18 protein-coding genes and 1 riboswitch are annotated in these 19,507 nt (G+C 69.2%); of the genes, 10 read left to right on the top strand and 8 right to left on the bottom strand.

The annotated features are described in order from the left end of the window. Positions 1 to 2: 2 nt before the first annotated feature. From SSPS47_RS23055 to SSPS47_RS23045, 3 genes are all read right to left on the bottom strand, one after another. Positions 3 to 905, bottom strand: a complete 903-nt coding sequence (locus tag SSPS47_RS23055; protein WP_147873925.1) for a carbohydrate ABC transporter permease — start codon at positions 903 to 905, stop codon at positions 3 to 5. Beyond that, positions 902 to 1,921: a sugar ABC transporter permease gene (locus tag SSPS47_RS23050; protein WP_164252703.1), complete on the bottom strand. Its 1,020-nt coding sequence runs from the start codon at positions 1,919 to 1,921 to the stop codon at positions 902 to 904. The genes SSPS47_RS23055 and SSPS47_RS23050 overlap by 4 nt, the downstream gene beginning before the upstream one ends. Before the next feature lie 197 nt (positions 1,922 to 2,118). Further along, positions 2,119 to 3,420 (bottom strand): sugar ABC transporter substrate-binding protein, encoded by a 1,302-nt coding sequence (locus SSPS47_RS23045; RefSeq protein WP_164252702.1) that lies wholly within the window; start codon positions 3,418 to 3,420, stop codon positions 2,119 to 2,121. 280 nt (positions 3,421 to 3,700) lie between these two features. Between SSPS47_RS23045 and SSPS47_RS23040 the strand changes: the two genes are divergently transcribed. From SSPS47_RS23040 to SSPS47_RS23030, 3 genes are all read left to right on the top strand, one after another. Next, positions 3,701 to 4,465, top strand: a complete 765-nt coding sequence (locus tag SSPS47_RS23040; RefSeq protein WP_078075156.1) for a GntR family transcriptional regulator — start codon at positions 3,701 to 3,703, stop codon at positions 4,463 to 4,465. 187 nt (positions 4,466 to 4,652) lie between these two features. Then, positions 4,653 to 6,857: a carbon starvation CstA family protein gene (locus SSPS47_RS23035; protein ID WP_164252701.1), complete on the top strand. Its 2,205-nt coding sequence runs from the start codon at positions 4,653 to 4,655 to the stop codon at positions 6,855 to 6,857. Then, a complete protein-coding gene (locus tag SSPS47_RS23030) occupies positions 6,854 to 7,060 on the top strand; it encodes a YbdD/YjiX family protein (protein WP_147873929.1) in 207 nt (68 codons plus the stop codon). Before SSPS47_RS23035 ends, SSPS47_RS23030 begins: the two co-directional genes overlap by 4 nt. A gap of 61 nt (positions 7,061 to 7,121) precedes the next feature. On the opposite strand, the gene SSPS47_RS23025 is transcribed toward SSPS47_RS23030, so the two are convergent. Next, positions 7,122 to 7,706: a Uma2 family endonuclease gene (locus SSPS47_RS23025; protein ID WP_164252700.1), complete on the bottom strand. Its 585-nt coding sequence runs from the start codon at positions 7,704 to 7,706 to the stop codon at positions 7,122 to 7,124. A 190-nt stretch (positions 7,707 to 7,896) separates the two neighbouring features. Next, a riboswitch (cobalamin riboswitch) is annotated at positions 7,897 to 8,029 on the top strand. Positions 8,030 to 8,174: 145 nt separating this feature from the next. Here SSPS47_RS23025 and SSPS47_RS23020 point away from each other — a divergent pair. From SSPS47_RS23020 to SSPS47_RS22990, 7 genes are all read left to right on the top strand, one after another. Continuing rightward, the gene (locus SSPS47_RS23020; protein WP_164252699.1) at positions 8,175 to 10,583 is read left to right on the top strand and encodes a ribonucleoside-diphosphate reductase subunit alpha; all 2,409 of its coding nucleotides are present in this window, start codon (positions 8,175 to 8,177) and stop codon (positions 10,581 to 10,583) included. Next, complete coding sequence (locus SSPS47_RS23015) at positions 10,583 to 11,602, top strand: ribonucleotide-diphosphate reductase subunit beta (RefSeq protein ID WP_203557901.1); 1,020 nt, start codon at positions 10,583 to 10,585, stop codon at positions 11,600 to 11,602. The genes SSPS47_RS23020 and SSPS47_RS23015 overlap by 1 nt, the downstream gene beginning before the upstream one ends. 59 nt (positions 11,603 to 11,661) lie before the next feature. Next, the gene (locus tag SSPS47_RS23010; RefSeq protein WP_164252698.1) at positions 11,662 to 12,201 is read left to right on the top strand and encodes a GNAT family N-acetyltransferase; all 540 of its coding nucleotides are present in this window, start codon (positions 11,662 to 11,664) and stop codon (positions 12,199 to 12,201) included. A 97-nt stretch (positions 12,202 to 12,298) separates the two neighbouring features. Next, positions 12,299 to 13,141, top strand: a complete 843-nt coding sequence (locus SSPS47_RS23005) for a helix-turn-helix transcriptional regulator (RefSeq protein WP_164252697.1) — start codon at positions 12,299 to 12,301, stop codon at positions 13,139 to 13,141. Further along, positions 13,138 to 13,341 carry a DUF397 domain-containing protein gene (locus SSPS47_RS23000; protein ID WP_164252696.1) on the top strand — a complete coding sequence of 68 codons (204 nt, stop codon included), beginning with the start codon at positions 13,138 to 13,140 and terminating at the stop codon, positions 13,339 to 13,341. Before SSPS47_RS23005 ends, SSPS47_RS23000 begins: the two co-directional genes overlap by 4 nt. A gap of 22 nt (positions 13,342 to 13,363) precedes the next feature. Continuing rightward, the gene (locus SSPS47_RS22995; protein ID WP_164252695.1) at positions 13,364 to 13,816 is read left to right on the top strand and encodes a DUF2809 domain-containing protein; all 453 of its coding nucleotides are present in this window, start codon (positions 13,364 to 13,366) and stop codon (positions 13,814 to 13,816) included. A gap of 157 nt (positions 13,817 to 13,973) precedes the next feature. Continuing rightward, positions 13,974 to 14,936 carry a helix-turn-helix domain-containing protein gene (locus tag SSPS47_RS22990; RefSeq protein ID WP_147873937.1) on the top strand — a complete coding sequence of 321 codons (963 nt, stop codon included), beginning with the start codon at positions 13,974 to 13,976 and terminating at the stop codon, positions 14,934 to 14,936. A gap of 63 nt (positions 14,937 to 14,999) precedes the next feature. On the opposite strand, the gene SSPS47_RS22985 is transcribed toward SSPS47_RS22990, so the two are convergent. From SSPS47_RS22985 to SSPS47_RS22970, 4 genes are all read right to left on the bottom strand, one after another. Continuing rightward, on the bottom strand, positions 15,000 to 15,737 hold the full coding sequence (locus SSPS47_RS22985) for a D-Ala-D-Ala carboxypeptidase family metallohydrolase (protein WP_164252694.1): 738 nt from the start codon (positions 15,735 to 15,737) through the stop codon (positions 15,000 to 15,002). A 279-nt stretch (positions 15,738 to 16,016) separates the two neighbouring features. Further along, complete coding sequence (def, locus tag SSPS47_RS22980; protein ID WP_164252693.1) at positions 16,017 to 16,712, bottom strand: peptide deformylase; 696 nt, start codon at positions 16,710 to 16,712, stop codon at positions 16,017 to 16,019. 166 nt (positions 16,713 to 16,878) lie between these two features. Further along, the gene (locus tag SSPS47_RS22975) at positions 16,879 to 17,883 is read right to left on the bottom strand and encodes a hypothetical protein (RefSeq protein ID WP_078079485.1); all 1,005 of its coding nucleotides are present in this window, start codon (positions 17,881 to 17,883) and stop codon (positions 16,879 to 16,881) included. 104 nt (positions 17,884 to 17,987) lie between these two features. Then, the gene (locus SSPS47_RS22970; RefSeq protein ID WP_203558101.1) at positions 17,988 to 19,220 is read right to left on the bottom strand and encodes an HD domain-containing protein; all 1,233 of its coding nucleotides are present in this window, start codon (positions 19,218 to 19,220) and stop codon (positions 17,988 to 17,990) included. Positions 19,221 to 19,507: the final 287 nt, after the last annotated feature.

Here is a 19,507-nt window from a genome sequence, read left to right as displayed (position 1 = left end):
CGCTATCCCTTTACTGCGCCGGATGTCAGACCGGTCGCCATCTTCTTCTGAATGATCATGAAGAACACCACCACGGGCAGCGCGATCAGGGTCGAGGACGCCATCAGCGCCCCGTAGTCGGTGCCCCGCTCGGTGGTGAAGGTCATCAGCCACACGTTGAGCGTGTACTTGGAGTTGTCGTTGATCAGGATGTACGCGAAGAGGTACTCGTTCCACGCGTTGACCAGCGCGAAGATCGACGCCGCCGCCAGGCCGGGGGCCAGCAGCGGGAAGATCACCCGCCGGAAGGCGCCCATCCGCGTACAGCCGTCGACCATCGCCGACTCCTCCAGCTCCACCGGGATGTTCACGACGAAGCCGCGGATCATGATGATCGCGAACGGCAGCGTGGAGACCAGGTAGACGATGATCAGGCCCCAGTACTCGTCCAGGCCCCCCATCGCGTTGAGCTGCGCGTAGATCGGGATGAGCATCGCCGTGGGCGGCAGCATCTGTACGAGGATCAGCACCATCAGCAGCGCGCGGCGGCCGAAGAACCGGAACCGGCCGATGGCGAGCGCCGCCAGCGTCGCGATGATCATGCCGCCGACGACCGCGGTGACCGAGACGATCAGGCTGGACTGGACGGCGGTGGAGAAGTTCGGCTGGTCGACCGCGCGGGCGAAGTTGTCGAAGGTGAGCGACGACGGCCACAGCGTCTGGTCGTAGGAGCGGATCTCGTGGTTGGGCCGCAGTGAGCTGATGACCAGCCAGTACACCGGGAACGCCATGACGACGGCGAACAGCAGACCGAGCACGTCGTAGAGGCCGCGGCTCTTCTTGCGGTCCGGGCGCAGCTTCTGCGGGGCGACCGCCGGGGGCGTGGCCGGAACGGGCGCGGGCGCGGTGGAGGTTGAGGTGCTCATTCGACCTCTCCTGTCTTCATCAGCTGACGCAGGTAGAACACGGCCACGCCGGAGAGCAGCAGGACGGTGATCAGGGCGATCGCGGTGCCCTGGCTGAAGGAGGTGGACTCGAAGGCCTTGGAGAAGGAGTAGAGGCCGAGGGTCTCGTACTCCGGTTCGGGCTTGTTGCCGCGCAGCAGCCAGATCTGGCCGAACACGTTGAAGTCCCAGATCACCGAGAGCGTGGTGACCATGACGAAGACCGGGCGGATGACGGGCCAGGTCACGTAGTGGAAGATGCCGCGGACGTTGGCGCCGTCGAGGGCCGCCGCCTCCTCCAGTTCCCGGGGGACCTGGGTGAGGGCCGCGTACAGGGTGATCACGACGAACGGTACGGCGCCCCAGACGACCAGCAGGGTGATGATCGCGAAGCCCTGCCAGGGGTCGAGGAACCAGTTGTGGCCGAGGAACTCCTCGCCGACGACCTTGGCTATCAGGGTGTTCAGCAGGCCGTAGTCGGAGTCCGACAGCCAGCGGAAGATCGAGGCGGCGACCATCAGGGGCATCGACCAGGCGGCGATCAGCGCCGCCGTCAGGGTCAGGCGCACCCAGGTGGACAGCCGGGTCATCATCATGGCGACCAGCAGGCCGATGGCCATGGTGAGGCCGACACAGACGGCCATGAACAGGACGGTGCGGCCGGTGACGGACCAGAATTCGCTGTCACCGAGGATGTTGGTGAACTGCTCGAAGCCGACCCAGGGGGGCGATTCCCCCGTCCACAGCTCACGCCGGCCCATGTCCTGGAAGGACATGATCACGGTCTTGGTGAGCGGGAAGGCGTAGACGGCGGCGATGGCGACGATCGCCGGGAGGATCAGCAGGAACGGGAGGAGTTCGCCCTTCTTGCGGCGTCTCTTCCCGGTCGTCCCGGCCGTCCCGTTCCCGGGGGTGGGCCGGCCGTCTGTCCCTTTCGGGTCACGCGGTACCGGGGGCGCCGGTGGTCCGGCGGCCTCCTGCGTGTCGGCAGCAGTCACGTGACTGACCTTCCGTTTCGTTCTCCGCACCGAATCCGCGCCCGAAAGGGCGGGGAGCGGCGGCCCGGTGGTGACCGGCCCCCCGCCCCCGCCCCCGCCGACGGGCCTCCGGGGGCGGGGCGCCGGAGGCCCTGGCGTTCAGGACCCTTGGGGTCGGGGACTCGTGTGGCTCAGGCCCCGGCCCTGGGACTCCTGGGTCAGGACTCTTCGTTGATCAGTTCGTTGATCTTCGCGTCGGCTTCCTTCGTGGCGTCGGCCACGGAGTCACCCTTGAGGATCGACAGGAGCAAGTTCTCCAGGACCTCCTCCTTCTCGATGGAGGTCCAGCCGGGCGCGATCGGGGTGAACCACGCGTCGGGTACGGCGTTGGCGATCGGAGCGGTCTCCGGCTTCGCCTTCAGCGGCTCCAGCTGCTTCTCGTTGTTCGGGAGGATGTTCTTGCCGGCGAGAACCTCCATGGACTTCTCGCTGGTGAACATCGAGACCCAGTCCTCGGCCAGGTCCTGGACCTTGGACTTCTCTGTGATCGCCAGGTCGGAGCCGCCGATGAAGGAGGGCAGCGCCTTGCCGTTCGGGCCGGGCATTCCGGCGGTGAGGATCTTGCCCTCCAGCTTCGGGTTGCCGTTGTTCTTGCCGTCGATGACGGAGCCCGACTCCCAGCCGTTGCCGTAGATGAGGGCCGCCTTCTCGTTGGCCATCACGTTGGCGTGGTCCTGCTCGTCCTTCGTCTGGTCGGCCTTGTTGTACTTCTTGACCAGGTCGATGAAGTGCTGGATGCCCTTCTGCGCCTCGGGGGTGGAGAGCGAGGCCTTCCACTCCTTCGCACCCTCGTCGTACGTCGCGATCGCGCCGTCGTACGCGGCGACGTAGGACATGGCGGCGTACCAGTAACGGCCCGGCAGGTAAAGGCTGGAGGAGCGCTTGTCCTTCTTGCTGTTCGCCGTGGCGATCTTGTCCATCGCCGCGAGCATCTCGTCCTCGGTCTCCGGCAGCGTGTCGAGGCCGGCGCTCTTCTTGAGCATGTCCGTGTTGTAGATGGCCACGCGCGCACCGGCGTAGTAGGGCACGCAGTACTGCTTGCCCTCGAAGGTGCAGGTGTCCTTCAGTCCCTGGATCCAGGTGTCCGAGTTGTCGTACTTCTTGGGATCGACCTCGGCCACCGCGCCGTTGAGGATGTACTGCATCGTCTCGGTGTTGCCGAGCTCGACGACGTCCGGGAACTTGTCGCCACCGAGGGCGGTGTCGAGCTTCTTGGCCTTGTCCGCCCACTGCTGGTACTGGACATTGACCTTGACGTTCGGGTACTTCTCCTTGAACTGCGCGTTGACATCCTTGACCAGTTCCGGCCAGGTGCTCTGCGCGTCCACCATCAGCCAGACGGTGACTGTGTCCTTACGGTCCTTCGGATCCCTCGCCGAACCGCTGTCGTCCGATCCACACGCCGCGACCGAGAACATCATGCCCGCGACGCCGATCGCCGCGATGAGCTTGCGCTTCACGCCACCCTCCTCAGGGATTCCTGCAACCCCCTCCCCACCGCGAAGACTTACGACGAGTACCACCGGGGCTGGGACCTGGTCCTTAATGGTTTAGACCAGTACGGGGAGCTTGGCCTAGACCTTTAGGGGTGTCAAGGGTGTATAAGAGGGCTGTCGTGTCCGTTATCGGACCGACACCTGGATCGGGGAGACGACCCGCGACCGGACCGTGCCACCATGTGAGCCGCAACAGACGGAGGAGCCGGTGACGGCAGCAGCGCAGGAGTCGGGAAGGCAGACCATGGCCACGGACGGGGGCGGCACCGAGACCGAGAACGGGGCGGCGACCCGTACCGCACGCGTGCCCAAGTACTACCGGCTGAAGCGGCATTTGCTCGACATGACGGAGACGCTGCCACCGGGCACGCCCGTACCGCCGGAGCGCACCCTGGCGGCCGAGTTCGACACCTCGCGCACCACCGTGCGCCAGGCGCTCCAGGAACTGGTCGTCGAGGGCCGGCTGGAGCGCATCCAGGGCAAGGGCACGTTCGTGGCCAAGCCCAAGGTGTCACAGGCGCTCCAGCTCACCTCGTACACCGAGGACATGCGCGCGCAGGGCCTGGAGCCGACCTCGCAACTGCTGGACATCGGCTACGTCACCGCCGACGACACGCTGGCCGGACTGCTCGACATCACCGCCGGCGGCCGCGTGCTGCGCATCGAACGGCTGCGGCTGGCGAGCGGCGAGCCGATGGCCATCGAGACCACACACCTTTCGGCCAAACGCTTTCCCGCGCTGCGCCGTTCACTCGTCAAGTACACCTCCCTCTACACGGCGCTGGCCGAGGTGTACGGCGTGCACCTGGCGGAGGCCGAGGAGACGATCGAGACGTCGCTGGCGACGCCGCGCGAGGCGGGGCTCCTGGGGACCGATGTGGGCCTGCCGATGCTGATGCTCTCGCGGCACTCGATCGACACCGCCGGGGAGCCCGTGGAGTGGGTCCGCTCGGTGTACCGGGGCGACCGGTACAAGTTCGTGGCGCGGCTGCGCAGACCGACGGACTGACACCGGCCGGCCGACCGCCGATATCGGCGGAAGCCCACGTCAAAGGGCATGTTCGGGAACCGACGCCGGAGTACGGAACGCGCACCGTTGCCGTACCGATATGCGGACGGGGGGTGACGCGTGCCGAAAAGGTCCCCTAGATTTCCTGCGAGTTTCAGCAGGTCATCCAGTGAGGGGACGACTCGCCATGCCAGAGCCGGCACAGCCAAGTTCCGCACCGAAATCCTCCGGGCGTCTCACGCCGAAGTCGATCGTCATATGGGCGCTCGTCGCTCTGGTGGGCGCGGTCGGCTGGGGTGTCCTCGCGCTGTCGCGCGGTGAGGAGATCTCCGCGGCCTGGATGCTGGCCGCGGCACTCGGTTCATACGCGATCGCCTACCGCTTCTACTCCAGATTCATCGCCCGGCGGGTCCTGAAGGTCGACAGGACACGTGCCACGCCCGCCGAACGGCTCGACAACGGGGTCGACTTCCACCCCACCGACCGTCGCGTGCTCTTCGGCCACCACTTCGCGGCCGTCGCGGGCGCGGGACCGCTCGTCGGACCGGTGCTGGCCGCGCAGATGGGCTATCTGCCGGGCACCATCTGGATCGTCGCGGGTGTCATCTTCGCGGGCGCGGTCCAGGACATGGTCACGCTGTTCTTCTCCACGCGCCGCGACGGCCGTTCGCTCGGCCAGATCGCCCGTGACGAGATAGGCCCGTTCGGCGGCGCCGCCGCGCTCATCGCGGTCTTCCTCATCATGATCATCCTGCTGGCGGTGCTGGCGCTGGTCATCGTCAACGCGCTCGCCGACTCGCCGTGGGGCGTCTTCTCCATCGCGATGACCATCCCGATCGCGCTCTTCATGGGCGTGTATCTGCGGGTGATGCGGCCGGGCAAGGTCAGTGAGGTCTCGCTCGTCGGTGTGACGCTGCTGCTGCTCGCGATCGTGGCCGGCGGCTGGGTCGCCGAGTCCTCGCTCGCCGACACCTTCACGCTGGAGGCCGGCACGCTCGTCATCTGGATGATCGTGTACGGCTTCCTGGCGTCCGTACTGCCGGTCTGGATGCTGCTGGCGCCGCGCGACTACCTGTCGACCTTCATGAAGGTCGGCACGATCGCGCTGCTGGCGATCGGTGTGGTCGTCGCCATGCCGACGATGAAGATGGACGCGGTCACCGAGTTCGCGAGCCGCGGTGACGGTCCGGTCTTCGCCGGATCGATGTTCCCGTTCGTCTTCATCACCATCGCGTGCGGCGCGCTGTCCGGTTTCCACTCACTCATCTCCTCGGGCACCACGCCGAAGATGGTGCAGAAGGAGACCCAGATCCGGATGATCGGGTACGGCGCGATGCTCACCGAGTCGTTCGTCGCCATCATGGCGATGATCACGGCGTGCATCATCGACCCGGGTCTCTACTTCGCGGTCAACTCCCCCGCCGGAGTCATCGGCGGCACGGTCGAATCCGCCTCCCAGGCGGTCGCCAACCTCGGCTTCACGATCTCGCCCGACCAGCTCGCCCAGGCGGCGAAGGACGTCGAGGAGTCGAGCCTGCTGTCCCGCACCGGCGGCGCGCCGACCTTCGCGCTCGGAATGGCGGACATCTTCTCGTCCGTCATCGGCGGCGCGGGGATGAAGGCGTTCTGGTACCACTTCGCGATCATGTTCGAGGCGCTGTTCATCCTGACGACGGTGGACGCCGGGACGCGCGTCGGGCGCTTCATGCTCCAGGACATGCTCGGCAACGTGTACAAGCCGATGCGCCAGGTCAGCTGGAAGCCGGGCGTCTGGTTCGCCAGCGCCGTGGTCGTCGGCGCGTGGGGCTACTTCCTCTGGGTCGGCGTGCACGACCCGCTCGGTGGCATCAACCAGCTCTTCCCGCTGTTCGGCATCGCGAACCAGCTCCTGGCGGCGGTGGCGCTCGCCGTGTGCACGACGCTGCTGGTGAAGTCCGGACGGCTCAAATGGGCCTGGGTGACGGCGGTTCCGCTGGCCTGGGACGCGGCGGTCACGCTCACCGCGAGCTGGCAGAAGATCTTCTCCGACGACCCGAAGGTCGGCTTCTTCAAGCAGCGCGAGGTCTACCAGACGGGCATCGACAACGGCGAGGTGCTCCCGCCGGCGAAGACGATGGACGACATGCACACGGTCGTCACCAACTCGACGGTGGACGGCGTGCTCTGCGCGCTCTTCGCTATCCTGATCATCGTGGTCATCGCGGACGCCGGACGGGTCTGCTACAAGGCGATCCGCCACCCGGAGAGCGTGAAGCTCTCGGAGACGCCGTACGTGAAGTCGGAACTGGTCGCACCCGCGGGCATGTTCGCGACGAAGGAGGAGAAGGCGGAACTGGCGGCGGCGGAGACGAAGGCGTCCGCCGGGGCGGGTGCCGGGACGGGTTCGTCATGACCTCCGCGGCGAAGGTGCGCCACGCGGTGGGCCGGATCCGCTGGTACGTACGGGAGTTGACGGGCGAGTCGGCGTACGACCACTACGTGGCCCACACCCGCGCCTGCGACCCGACGGCGCAGCCCTTGACGCGCCGCGCCTTCGAACGCGAGCGGATGGACGCGCGCGAGGCGGACCCGAGGGAAGGGTTCCGCTGCTGCTGAGCGGTTCGGAGGGCCGCCGTTCCCCTGCGGGGAGCGGCGGCCCTCCGTCGTGCGGGGGGCGTCAGTGCACCCAGTCCTTGAGCTGCTCGGTCTCCAGTGCGATGTCCACCGGACCGGGCAGGACCACTGTCTTGCCGAACGGCACGGTGCGGGCGCTTTCGTACCGCACGCCGTCCGGCTCGCTGTAGACCGTCACCTCGCAGGTGTCCCGGTCGATCAGCAGATAGACGGGGATGCCGGTCTCCGCGTAGGCGCGGGGCTTCTCCACCCGGTCGCGCGCGTCGGTGTCGGAGTCGTACGACGTGACCTCGACGGCCATCAGGACGGGGCCGGGGTCGGCCCACTCGCCTTGGCCGACGAACGCGTCATTGGACGCCAGCGAGGCATCCGGCCTGGCCCGACCGTGGCGGTAGGCCTGCACCTTCAGCCCTTGGTCCGGATGCAGGAACAGCTCCGGCCGCGACTGCATACAGATGCGGAGCAGCCATTGGATGATGCGCCCGTGATCCCCGTCCGGCACTGCTTTGCTCCTGAGCTTCCCGTCGATCAGTTCCAGACGCACGCGCTCGGTCGTGCGGGCCAGTATCCGGGAGACCTCATCGAACTCATCGGCATAGACGTGAACTCGGTCGGTGGTCACGGTCATGGGCCCTCCCTACTTCACTCCGCACCTGGCATCGACAGCCGCGCACCATGCAACCGTGCACAGTGCTGCCCACGATAGCGGCGACCTGTGTCAAGGCGCGTCGTACCTCCGCGGGCCGCTGCCATGCATCGCTCCCCACGGTCGAAGAGGCCCGACACAACATGTGGGGGGTTCCATCGTCAACGAGCCCCACATGTATGCTCAAGTCTGCTGTCGCCGCAGGAGAATCCGGTGGAAATCCGGAACTGTCCCGCAACGGTGTGCTGTGGTGCGCTTTGCCGCGCCCGTGAGTCCGAGCACCTGCCGACGGCGCACCCGGCTCGACCGATCCGGGTGCCGAGACGTCCGGGCCCCGAGGCAGGGCCGGTGGACGCCGCGCCGCGCGCTGCCCGTCTCCGGGACGGCGTACGCGGGCGTGCGCCGCCGTGCCCTCCCCGAGGCCCAGAGCCGAGCGAGGGAGAGCACCACGTGACCATCGCGCCAGCCGATCCGGCTTCAGCGATCTCCGAGCGGGTAGGGGAGACGGCCGTAGGGGCCGGCGGACCGGCCGACGGACCAGGGACGGGCCTACTGCGGCTCCTCACCGACCTCACCGCCGACCTCGCCGACACCGACCCGGGCAGGGTCGCCGCCGCCGCGCTCCGTGGCCGCAGCGCCGCCTCGGACGAGGCCGAACTGCGCGAACTCGCCACCGAGGCCGCCGCCGGACTCATCTCCGAGGACCCCGCGTACTCCCGTCTCGCCGCCCGGCTGCTCACCCGCACCATCGCGGACGAGGCCGCCGGCCAGGGCGCCGTCTCGTTCTCCTCCTCGGTCGCCGTGGGCCACGCGGAGGGCCTGATCGCCGACCGTACGGCCGCGTTCGTCACCCGCCACGCCCCCCGCCTCGACGCGCTGATCGACCCCGCCGCCGACGACCGCTTCGGCTACTTCGGTCTGCGCACCCTCTTCAGCCGCTATCTGCTCCGGCACCCGATCACCCGCGATGTCATCGAGACGCCGCAGTACTTCATGCTGCGCGTCGCGTCCGGGCTGGCCAAGGACGACTCCCCGGCCGCCATGGACGAAGTCGCCGCGCTGTACGGCCTGATGAGCCGGCTCGACTACCTCCCCTCCTCCCCCACGCTCTTCAACTCCGGCACCCGGCACCCCCAGATGTCGTCCTGCTATCTGCTGGACTCCCCGCTGGACGAGCTGGACTCCATCTACGACCGCTACCACCAGGTGGCCCGCCTCTCGAAGCACGCGGGCGGCATCGGCCTCTCGTACTCCCGCATCCGCGCCCGCGGTTCGCTGATCCGCGGCACGAACGGGCACTCCAACGGCATCGTGCCGTTCCTGCGGACGCTCGACTCCTCCGTCGCCGCGGTCAACCAGGGCGGCCGGCGCAAGGGCGCGGCCTGCGTCTACCTGGAGACGTGGCACGCGGACATCGAGGAGTTCCTGGAGCTGCGCGACAACACCGGCGAGGAGGCGCGCCGTACGCACAATCTGAACCTCGCGCACTGGATCCCCGACGAGTTCATGCGCCGGGTCGACGCGGACGGCGACTGGTCGTTGTTCTCCCCCGCCGACGTGCCCGAGCTGGTCGACCTGTGGGGCGACGACTTCGACGCGGCGTACCGGGCGGCCGAGGCGGCCGGCAAGGCCCGCAGGACCATCCCGGCGCGTGAGCTGTACGGCCGCATGATGCGTACGCTGGCGCAGACCGGCAACGGCTGGATGACCTTCAAGGACGCGTCGAACCGTACGGCGAACCAGACCGCCGAGCCCGGCGCCGTCGTGCACTCCTCGAACCTCTGCACCGAGATCCTGGAGGTCACCGACGACGGCGAGACGGCCGTCTGCAACCTCGGCTCGGTCAACATCGGCGCGTTCGTGACCGAGAGCGGCGAGCTGGACTGGGAGCGGCTGGACGACAGCGTCCGTACCGCCGTGACCTTCCTCGACCGGGTCGTGGACATCAACTTCTACCCGACCGAGCAGGCCGGCCGCTCCAACGCCAAGTGGCGCCCGGTGGGCCTGGGTGTGATGGGCCTCCAGGACGTCTTCTTCAAGAAGCGGCTGCCGTTCGACTCCGCCGAGGCCGCGGCGCTCTCCACCCGTATCGCCGAGCGGATCATGCTCGCCGCCTACGAGGCGTCCTGTGACCTCGCCGAGCGCGAGGGCCCGCTGCCGGCCTGGTCGAGGACCCGCGCCGCGCGCGGCGTGCTGCACCCGGACCACTACGACGTCACGCTCAACTGGCCCGAGCGGTGGGAAGCCCTGCGGGCGCGCGTCGCGAAGACCGGTATGCGCAACTCGCTGCTGCTCGCCATCGCGCCGACGGCCACCATCGCCTCGATCGCGGGCGTCTACGAGTGCATCGAGCCGCAGGTCTCCAACCTCTTCAAGCGCGAGACGCTGTCGGGCGAGTTCCTCCAGGTCAACGCCTACCTGGTGGCCGAACTGAAGAAGCTCGGCGTGTGGGACGCCCAGTCCCGTGAGGCGCTGCGCGAGTCCAACGGCTCGGTGGCGGGCTTCGGCTGGATCCCGGCCGAGGTGCGCGAGCTGTACCGCACGGCGTGGGAGATCCCGCAGCGCGGCCTGATCGACATGGCGGCGGCGCGTACGCCGTTCCTCGACCAGAGCCAGTCGCTGAACCTGTTCCTGGAGACGCCGACCATCGGGAAGCTCAGCTCGATGTACGCGTACGCCTGGAAGAAGGGCCTCAAGACCACGTACTACCTGCGGTCGCGCCCGGCGACGCGGATCGCCCGTGCCGCGAAGTCGCAGCCGGTCACCGCCGCCGTGCCCGCACCCGCACAGATGGCGCCGGACGCCGACGCCATCGCCTGCTCCCTGGAAAACCCCGAGTCCTGCGAGGCCTGCCAGTGATGACCACCCCTGCCGTAGAGAAGAACCTGCTCGACCCGGGCTTCGAACTGACCCTGCGCCCCATGCGTTACCCGGACTTCTACGAGCGCTACCGCGACGCGATCAAGAACACCTGGACGGTGGAGGAGGTCGACCTCCACTCCGACGTCGCCGACCTCGGCAAGCTCACCCCAGGTGAGCAGCACATGATCGGCCGGCTGGTCGCGTTCTTCGCGACGGGCGACTCGATCGTCTCGAACAATCTGGTGCTGACGCTCTACAAGCACATCAACTCCCCCGAGGCGCGGCTCTACCTCTCACGCCAGCTCTTCGAGGAGGCCGTGCACGTCCAGTTCTACTTGACGCTGCTCGACACCTACCTTCCTGACCCGGCGGACCGAGCGGCGGCGTTCGACGCGGTCGAGGAGATCCCGTCGATCCGCGAGAAGGCGCAGTTCTGCTTCAAGTGGATGGACTCGGTCGAGAAGATCGACCGCCTGGAGTCCCGGGCCGACCGGCGCCGCTTCCTGCTGAACCTGATCTGCTTCGCGGCCTGCATCGAGGGCCTGTTCTTCTACGGAGCGTTCGCGTACGTCTACTGGTTCCGCTCGCGCGGCCTGCTGCACGGGCTGGCCACCGGCACCAACTGGGTCTTCCGCGACGAGACGATGCACATGAACTTCGCCTTCGAGGTCGTGGACACCGTCCGTAAGGAGGAGCCGGAACTCTTCGACGACGAGCTCCTTCAGCAGGTCACCGACATGCTGAAGGAGGCGGTCGAGGCGGAGCTCCAGTTCGGCCGCGACCTGTGCGGCGATGGTCTGCCGGGCATGAACACGGAGTCGATGCGCGAATACCTCCAGTGCGTCGCGGACCAGCGCCTCCAGCGCCTGGGCTTCGCGCCGGTGTACGGCTCGGAGAACCCGTTCTCGTATCTGGAGCTGCAAGGCGTCCAGGAACTGACGAACTTCTTCGAACGCCGCCCGTCGGCGTACCAGGTGGCGGTGGAGGGCACGGTCGGCTTCGACGACGACTTCTAAGAAGGCGTGACTGCCCGAGCCCCGTGGCGGGTGCCGCGGGGCTCGGGCACGATGACCCCATGTTTCACACTCCCCTCCCCGCGGGTGAGGGCCTTCAACTCCGCGAATGGACCGAGGCCGACGCCCCCGCCCTGTCCGCCCTCTTCGACGAGCCCGAGATGGACCGCTGGACGCCGCTGCGGGCACCGTTCGACGAGACGGCGGCACGTGCGTACGTGATCCGCGCCCACGAACGGCGGGCGGCGGGCCAGGCGCTCCAGCTCGCCATCACGACGGACGGGCACACTCCCATGGGCGAGGTGCTGCTGTTCGTCGCGGCGGGGGACGGATCCGAGGTCGAACTCGCCTACGGAATCGGCGCGCTCCACCGCCGCCGGGGCCTGGCGTCCCGAGCGGTACGCCTGATGCTCCCGCACGCGTTCCACGACGCGAGAGTCCGCCGTGCGCTGCTCCGGATAGAACCGGACAACGCGGCGAGCGCGGCGGTGGCGCGCAAGACGGGATTCCAACTCACGGACGAGCCACCGGTGATCCGTGAGAACGAGCCGCGAAGCGTGACGCTCCAGACGTGGGAACTGCGGAGGGGCGCCCCGTACTGACCCCGGTTGTACGGCTCGCGGACCGTGACCGGGGTTGTACGCCCCGCGTTGGATGGTGAACTACATTCGCACATCGGTACGTTGGGGTGTGAGGCGTATGGGAACCAGCCGCGGTCAGAAAAGGCAGGGGACACCGGTCGACAATCGTCCGGGCATCTGGGTCGGCTACGGGAAGTTGGTCAAGCTCTACCGCGAGCGGCTGGGGATGACCCAACAGGAACTCTCGGACGCGCTGGGCTACTCCGTGGAGTTGGTCGCCTCGGTCGAGCGGGGCCGCAGACCGGCGAAGAGGGCGTTCACCGAGGGCGCGGAGGCGACGCTGAACGCGGGCGGGGCGCTGGCCGTCCTGCAGGACGACGTCGACCTCGCGAAACTTCCCGCGTTCTTCCAGGACTTCGCGCAGATCGAGACGGAAGCTGTGAGCCGGTTCTCGTCCGATCCGCTGCTCGTCCCTGGCTTGCTCCAGACCGAGGAGTACGCGAAAGCGGTGGTTTCGGCCCACTGCCCGCCGCTCAGCGAGGAAGTCATTGACCAACGTGTCGAAGCCAGGCTCAACCGGCAGAAGCTGCTCACGAGGACACCGCTGGTGGAGACATGCTTCGTCATCGGCGAACAGGCCCTGACCAACACGGTGGGCACCGCCGACGTAATGAAGAACCAGCTTCACCACCTTCTGAACCAGGGCGCGTTGCGCAATGTGTCGATCCAGGTCATGCCTGCGGATCGCGGTATTCACCCGGGGCTCGACGGCTCCATGGTCATTCTGGAGACCCTGGAGCATCGCCGAGTCGGTTACATCGAATCCCAGGAAGTGGGATTCGTGATCACCAATCCCACAACTGTCAGTGCCTTCGGGTTGCGTCATGGCAAGCTGCGTATGCAGGCTCTGAACATCGAGCAGTCTGCACGGCTTATCAAGCGCTTGGCAGGAGAGGCATGAACGCTGAACAGGCCACGGCCGGACCCGCCCGGCTGACATGGTTCAAGAGCAGCTACAGCGGCTCGGCCGGCGGCGACTGCGTAGAGATTGCCCTCGCCCCCACCACGGTCCACATCCGCGACTCCAAGACGGCTCCCGGCCCCGTCCTGCACGTCTCCAACAACCCGTGGCGCACGTTCCTCTCCTTCGCCGGCTCCTGAATCCGGACATAGCCTGTCCCGCATGAGCACCATGGGGGTTCGTGCGGGTGAGCGGTTGGTGGTTGCGGCGGTTGCCGTGGGGGTTGTCGGGGCCGGGCTCGGGATACGGGTTGTCGCCGGAGGAGACGTCGCAAAGTACGGCGGGGTCGCGCTGTATGCCGTCCTCGTGTACGTCCTCGTCGTCCTGGCCGCTCCCCGTGTGCGGCCCGTCGTCGCGGGCGCCGGCGCGTTCGGGTTCAGTTGCGCCGTCGAGTTGCTTCAGCTCAGCGGGGTGACCGAAGGGCCGGCCGAGCGGAGCGTGATCGTGCGGCTCGTGCTCGGCTCGACCTTCAATACGCCTGACCTGCTGTGGTACGCGATCGGTGCAGCGGTGGCCGCGTCGGCGCATACGTGGGTGGGCGGCCGACGGGCGGCTCGGGGGCGCCGTCCAGGTGCTCCGCGCGCCGCAGTTGGCGGTCGATGGCGCGGTCCCTGATGTACCCGATGAGACCGGGAAGGGCGAGAAGGCCGAAAAGGGCAAGTACGACGAGGTAACCACCGATTGCGTTCATGCCTCCACTGTCGTCGTTCCGCACCGGAAAGAGCAGTGGCAGGACTGTCATGAACCATCGAATTACTGCCACACTGCATCCATGCTGAGAAACGTGGCGGTCGTCCTGCTCGACGGAGTGCACCCTTTCGAGCTCGGCGTGCTCTGCGAGGTGTTCGGCCTCGACCGCAGCGCGCAGGGGCTGCCCGTCTACGACTTCGCCGTCGTCTCCGCCGAGGGTCCCGTCCTGCGTACGCACGCCGGGTTCACCATCTCCGCGCTCCAGGGGCTCGACCGGCTGGAGGAGGCCGATCTGATCTGCGTACCGGCCGGGGACACCTACGTCGTCCGGGACTACCCGCCCGAGCTGCTGGACGCGCTGCGCCGGGCCGTGGACCGGGGCGCGCGGGTGCTCAGTGTCTGCGCGGGCGTGTTCACCCTCGGCGCCGCCGGGCTGCTCGACGGGCGCCGCTGCGCCACCCACTGGATGCACTCCGCCGAGCTGGCGGAGGCGTACCCGCTGGCCGACGTGCAGCCCGACGTGCTGTACGTCGACGACGGACCGGTCGTCACCTCCGCCGGTACGGCCGCCGGCATCGACGCCTGCCTCCATGTCGTACGCCAGGAGCACGGCCCCGAGGTCGCCAACGCGATCGCCCGCCGCATGGTGGTTCCGCCGCACCGCGACGGCGGGCAGGCGCAGTTCATCGAGCGCCCGCTGCCCACCGCGTGCGACACGGTGGGCGGGGTCCTCGCCTGGATGGAGCGGCACCTGGACAGCGAGATGACCGTCGAACAGCTCGCGGAGCGCGCCCACATGTCACCCCGCACCTTCGCGCGCCGTTTCCAGCAGGAGACGGGCACCACCCCGTACCGCTGGCTGCTGCGCCAACGCGTCCTGCTGGCACAGGAGTTGCTGGAGGGGACGGACGAGACGGTGGACGCGATCGCCGGCCGGTCGGGCTTCGGCAACGCGGCGGGGCTGCGGCACCACTTCCTGCGCACGCTCGGGACGACCCCGAACGTCTACCGGCGCACGTTCCGGGGCCCCACGCGCGTCGCGTGAGGCCCCGGTGCGAGGAGGCGTCAGAGGATCAGAGGGACAGATCCCGCGGACGGATCCCGTGAATCAGATCCCGCAGCTCGGCGCCGACCAGAAGCGGCCCGAGCGGTGGTCCACGTGCGCGTGGTCGTTGTGACCGGGGTAGCCCGGGCCGAGGATGCCGTTGAAGCCGTGGTTCCGCGCGTTCTGGGCCAGCGCGCACAGCGTGTGCGGTCCGGACCCGATGTCGGCGGCGTCACCGTACAGATGGCGGCTGTTGCTGGCCCCGCCGACCGCGTTGTTGCACGCCTGCGAGCGGAATCCGCTGGTGACACGGAGCGGCTGGTCGCCCATCGCGTGCCGCATCGCCTCCAGCTTCCACATGGTGCGCAGGGCGTTGGACTTGGCCGTCGCCGCGCTCACCGCGCCGCCCGACCAGTCGGAGTTGCAGTTGTTGAGCTCGGCGTAGGTGAAGTGGATCGGCGTGCAGTCGTCGTCCTGGAGCTGGTAGATCTTGTTGAAGGTGTCGGGGCCGGCGACGCCGTCGGCGGCGAGTCCGTACGCGGACTGGAAGCGCTTGACCGCGGCGGCCGTCGCCGGTCCGTACGCGCCGTCGATGGCGAGTACGGCGCCGTTGCCCGCGTGGCCGGCCACGCGGATCTGGAGCTGGGTCACAGCGGCGCCGCTGGACCCCTGGGAGAGGGTGCCGGACCACGTGTAGCAGCCGTCGGCCTGAGCGGTGCCGGCGGTGACCACCGCGCCCGCCCAAGCGAACGACAGGGTCATGACCATGCTGAGCAGAAGTCTTGAGGTACGTCGGAGCATCGGGTCTCCAGACTCGAGGCGAGATGTACGGCAGAGAGTGGCGCAAGGGTCGACGCGCGTCAACCCGCCCCCGAGCAGGGCCATTTGTCGAACCAATGGCGACGGGGCCACGCTCCACCTCCTGCTCCCGCGCGATGACATCGGCCCCGTTTCCGGATGTCCGGAAACGGGGCCGTTGAGTCGTCAGGTACGGAGGGTCGGCCGACATCCGGTCGGCGACGCCGGGCCGATCGCCGGGTCCGGAGCCCGGACCGGGCGCCGGACCGGGCGATCGGACGGTCAGGCGTTCGGCACCGTCTCGTAGCGCGGCGTGCCCTCTTCCATCTGCCGCAGCGCGTCCTTGCGGTCGCGCTTCGAGAGCCGGTCGATGTACAGGTATCCGTACAGATGGTCCGTCTCGTGCTGAAGGCAGCGCGCGAAGTAGCCCGTGCCGCGCACCTTGATCGGCTTGCCGTTGACGTCCTGGCCCCGGACCACCGCGTAGTCGGGCCGCGCCAGCTCCGCGTACGCGGTCGGGACGGACAGGCAGCCCTCGTTGCCGTCCTCCAGGTTGCGCGCCTCGGGAGGGAGTTCGTCCAGCACGGGGTTGCACACGACGCCGACGTGCCGCACGCCGTCGTCGTCCGGGCAGTCGTAGACGAAGACCTTCAGGTCCACGCCGATCTGGTTGGCGGCCAGGCCCACGCCCTCCGCCGTCCGCTGGCTGGCGAACATGTCGTCGACGAGTTCGGCGAGCTTGCCGTCGAACTCGGTGACGTCCTTGCACTCCTTGTGCAGGACCGGATTGCCGACGACGGTGATCGGGCGCGACGTGCCGCGCTCGCGGTACGCCAGCTCACGCGCCTGCGCGTCCTGGGTGTCGGCGACGAACCCCTCGTCGTCCACGATGCCCTCGCCGCCCGCGACGAACCCGTCCCCCCGCTCCGCCTGGGAGGCCCCGCCCTCGGTCTTCTGGTCCGTCTCCTGCTGCGCCATGTCCGCAGTACGCCTTCCTCGGTACCCGCTGCTGCCTGTACACCGCTGCCTGCGCGATGTGCCCGTACAGCCTACGGCCCGCCGTGGCGCTGTCCGCAGCCCTGCCCGGGATCCGGCCCGCCCAAGGCCCCTCAAGGCCCGCCCAGGGCGTGTCCAGGGCCGTGCGTCAGCAGACCTCTTCGAGGTCCCGCCACTCACGCGTGTCCGGGCTGTCGGCCACCCAGCCGTCGAGCAGGCCCTTGACCAGTCCGGGCGGAGCGGCTATCCCGCACTCGCGCTCGGGCACCCACAGCTCGCCCTCCGTACGATGCCCGAGCGGCCCCGGATGTCCGGGCTCGCTGTGGTCGTGCGGATCGAGATGTTCGCCGTCGCCCTCGGCGCTCGGCATCCGGCTCTCCGAGCAGGCCCGGCAGAGCAGCCGTACGGAGGACGACCAGTCCTCGGCGGCGAAGCCCGCGTCGGCCGCCAGCCGCTCCAGGGCGTCCCGGTCGGATTCGGTCGCCGCTTCCAGGAGCACCACCCAGGTCGGCACGGGCGACGGGGCCCACAGCTCGATCTCGTCGAAGACCGGGAAGGCCCGCGCGGCGCCGCTCGACCCCGCGGCGGTCGTACGCTCGCCGTTCGGCACGCCGTCGTGCAGGACGACCTCGCCCCAGCGGCGGCCCGACGACGGCAGCGGGATGGACAGGATCTCGATCCGGGCCGGGTCGAGCCTGCGGCCCCAGACGACCTCGGCCTCGCCCTCGGGCGAGAGCCGGACGGCCGCGCTGCCCAGCTCCATGCCGACGGGCTCGCCGGTCGCGGCGGCCGTGTACTGATTGCCGGGCACCTTGAGGCCGTACGCCTGCCAGGCCCGCCGCGCCAGCGGCCAGTCCTGGAGCGCGGTGGCCGCGATCCCGACGTTCCACCAATCGGGTGCCCCGGCCTCCTTGTCGAGCAGCGCGACGGCGCGCAGCCCGGCGGCCCGCGCCTGCTCCCAGTCGTGCCGGAACTTGTGCAGCAGAGCCAGGTTGAACCAGGACTCGGAGAGCCAGGGCTCCAGATCCGCCGCGCGCGTGAGCAGCGCACCCGCGTCCTCGTACCGTCCGTCGCCGATCAGCGTGAACGCGCGGTCGGTGGCCTGCCGCCACGAGGCGGAGGGTCGATGCCGTACCTTCCCGAAGATCTTCACGATTCCCGCCTGCCGGTCGCTCGGGTCTGTGCCCCCGTACACCCTCTTGGACTCCTCTTCGCATCCAACCATGCCCGGTCGGACGCTCGCTCCTTACCCATGGGTTACCCAGCCCGACCAGGGGTCAGACCACCACGTGACAGGACGCGTGCCAGGGATTCCACGACCTCTGGCTGGTAGTCGTGGCCGGTTCCGAGGCGTAGCCGCTCCAGTGCGCTGAGCGGCCCGGTCGCCCCTCCGCCGTCGGCACCCGCGGTGGCGAGATCGTCGTACGCGTTGACGGTGCGGACGATCCGGGCCGGCAGAGACTGTTCGCGGTACGGATCGGCCTGCCGTTCCACGACGACGGCGACCGCCGAGGGGACCCCGGTGCGGCGTACGACGGCGCCGCCGAGCAGCGCGATCCGCCGCTGCTCGGTGATCGGCAGCAGGGCGGTCGCGCCGTCGGGCACCGGGTCGACGAGCGAGAGCTGGCCGATGTCGTGCATCAGCGCGGCGTGTTCCAGGACGGTCAGCTCCGTCCCGGAGAGCCCCAGCTCACGGCCGACCGCGCGGCTCAGCTCGGCGACCCTGCGGGCGTGACCCTGCCGGGTGTAGCCCGCGATCTCGGTGGCGCGGGCGAGCGAGGCGATGGTCTGCCGGTAAGTCGTACGGACCGCGACGTACCGGCGGAAGGACAGCTGGGTCAGCAGCAGCGGCACGCAGAGGACGGGCAGCGCCCACAGCCCCGCGACGGCGACGCCGAGCGCCATCACCGCGCCGGTCGCGCAGACGGCCGAGCCGATGCCGATCAGTGCGCGCAGTTCGTCGCGCAGGAGCGGGCCGTACGGATGGCGGGTGCGGGCGCGCAGCGTCAGCGCGGAGATGACCGCGTCGCACAGGGCGGTGAGAATCAGCAGGAGGAGGAGCAGAAGGGCGTAGTACGGGCCCTCGCCGACGCGCCTTCCCAACTCGCCCGAGGCGACGAGCGGCTGGAAACAGAGGGCGGCGAAGCCGACGGTGAGCACACGGCGGGCCACGTGGTCGAGCGAGGGGCCGCGCCCGAGGGCGACATGCGGTACGGCGCCGAGGAGGACCGCCGCGACGACGACGGCGACGGTCTGGAGCACACCGTGCTCGACCGGCCGCCCCGCGCTCTGCCCGAGCAGGGCGTACGCGAGGGCCCCGGCGTACGCGAGGGGCGCGGGCTCGCGTTCACCGGGGAGGGCGCCCTGGCGGACGAGTTCCCCGAGGGTGATGAGCACACCGAAGGCGAGCGCGTTCCGGGGCTCGACGACACCGTGCCACAGCGTCCACCCGAGCCCGGCCCCCGCGAGCCCGAGCGCGGCACCACGCACGGCGACGACGGTGGGGGAGAGCCGGCACGGCGGAGCGTGCGGGGCGCTCACGGGCGCCTGCTGGGGGTTTCGCAGGCGCGGATGCCGTAAGCGCCGGTACGGGAAGCGGCGGCCGGGGCCACCGGCCGGCGGGCCCTCGCGCCGCACGAGGCCCCCCGAGCCCCACGCCGGGGGCCGCCGGAGCCATCGCCCGGCAACCGGGCCCACCCGGCGCTCACAGCTGCCCGCTCGGGAACGCCGCAGGCACGCGCACGCCCTGCCGTAAGCACCTCCGCGGGAACGGCCGC

It is taken from the genome of Streptomyces sp. S4.7 (assembly GCF_010384365.1).
Lineage (GTDB): Bacteria > Actinomycetota > Actinomycetes > Streptomycetales > Streptomycetaceae > Streptomyces.
The sequence above is the reverse complement of the archived record's forward strand: the minus strand, read 5'-3'. Positions and strand labels throughout refer to the sequence as shown.